Here is a 1,591-nt window from a genome sequence, read left to right on the forward strand (position 1 = left end):
CGCCCGGCACCGCGTACTGCACCGCGACCATCGCCAGCAGCACCAGCGGAAGGTTGATCCAGAAGATCGCCCGCCACTCCATGACCGCCGCGATCCCCGCCCCGTACAGCGGACCGAGCACACTGCCCAGCTCCTGCGCCGCCCCCACCGCGCCCAGGACCACCGGCCGCTGCCGCTCGTCCCACAGATCACCCGCCAGCGCCATCGTCACCGGCAGCAGCGCACCGCCCGCGACGCCCTGCACCACCCGCCCCGCCGTCAGCAGCGGCACATCGCCGGCCACCGCCGTCACCACCGAACCGACCGCGAAGAACACCAGGCACGCCTGCAGCAGCGGCCGCCGCCCGAACCGGTCCGACAACTGCCCCAGCAGCGGCATCGCCGCCACATACCCCAGCAGGAACCCCGACAGGACCGGCGTCACCCGCTCCAGCCGGTTCACCGGAATCCCGAGATCCTTGACCACCGGCACCAGGATCGTCGTGACCACGTACGCGTCCAGCGCGGCCAGCAGCACCACCGCGCCGCCCGCACCGATCGCGACCCGGCGACGCGACCTCACTTCGGCGCGCTGATCTCGTACGGCGCGTCGAACTCGGTGAACGAGATCACCACCGCGCCCTTGTCCTCCGGGAACGCCCCGCGCACCTTCACCAGCCGATGAGTCGCCCGGTCCACCCAGACCTGACCGTCCAGATCCGCGTTGATCCCCGGAATCAGCCCAGATATCTGCTCCTTCGGCAACGTCGCCCCCACCCGGTACGCGTCCTTGCCGCCGACCTTCTCCACCGCCTGCGGCTCCGGCCCCGCCGCCGACCCCAGCAGCTTCGCGATCCCGCGCTCCGGATCCAGCACCGCCGACGGGTCGTACATGCTCGCCGCGAGGGCCTTCGGCAGCTTCCGCCAGCCGCCCGTCCCCGCGTCCAGATAGATGCTGTCGCCCACCGCGACGACCTTCATCTCCACGTTCTGGCCCTGCTGCTCGATCGTCAGCGTGCCCTCCGCGTCCCCCTCCCGGAGCAGCTTCAGATCGCCGCCCTTCACGATCACCGGAGTCCGCCCCTCCGACGCGACCGTGAACGCCACGCTCTTCAGATCGCCCATCGCCTGCGCGGCCTGCCGCAGCGTCTGCGCGGCATCGAAATCCGCCTTCTCAGCGGGCTCGTCCGACCCGCCCCAGCTGCACCCACCGGTCAACACCAGCGCCAGCAACCCGGAAACGAGGACGAGGATGCGTCTCGACATACGCGGGACCCTACCGACGGGTCACCGCCCCCGTCACTCGGTACCAGGTATGACATCGCACCACCCGAAGTAGGACCCCGCGCGCACCCCCAACACCCCCCGAAAGACTGTGGCAGCCGCCTTTTTCGCACCGCTAAGATGACACCCGGCAACGCCCCGACCGTCATTGGGGGGACGCTGTGGGGCGGTAGCTCAGCTGGTCAGAGCAGGAGACTCATAATCTCCCGGTCGCGGGTTCGAGTCCCGCCCGCCCTACGGACCTGGGCGAACCATGCCCACGGAGTGCGTGGGCCGGGGGTCCTCCGTCATTTCCCCCGGGGGACGACCCCCGGACCCCCGATGTGGG

Annotated in this window: 2 protein-coding genes and 1 tRNA gene; 1 reads left to right on the forward strand and 2 read right to left on the reverse strand. The window is 70.5% G+C overall.

The window, feature by feature from the left end:
- Together E1266_RS37160 and E1266_RS37165 are read right to left on the reverse strand one after the other, a co-directional pair.
- The coding region (locus E1266_RS37160; RefSeq protein ID WP_132055256.1) for an MFS transporter at positions 1-562 on the reverse strand (562 nt) is incomplete at its 3' end.
- Positions 559-1,245: an LppX_LprAFG lipoprotein gene (locus tag E1266_RS37165; protein WP_132055258.1), complete on the reverse strand. Its 687-nt coding sequence runs from the start codon at positions 1,243-1,245 to the stop codon at positions 559-561. The genes E1266_RS37160 and E1266_RS37165, both read right to left, overlap by 4 nt.
- A gap of 181 nt (positions 1,246-1,426) precedes the next feature.
- Here E1266_RS37165 and E1266_RS37170 point away from each other — a divergent pair.
- Positions 1,427-1,500: transfer RNA gene (locus E1266_RS37170), tRNA-Ile, on the forward strand.
- Positions 1,501-1,591: the final 91 nt, after the last annotated feature.

The sequence above is a fragment of the Actinomadura sp. 7K534 genome (assembly GCF_004348575.1).
Lineage (GTDB): Bacteria > Actinomycetota > Actinomycetes > Streptosporangiales > Streptosporangiaceae > Spirillospora > Spirillospora livida.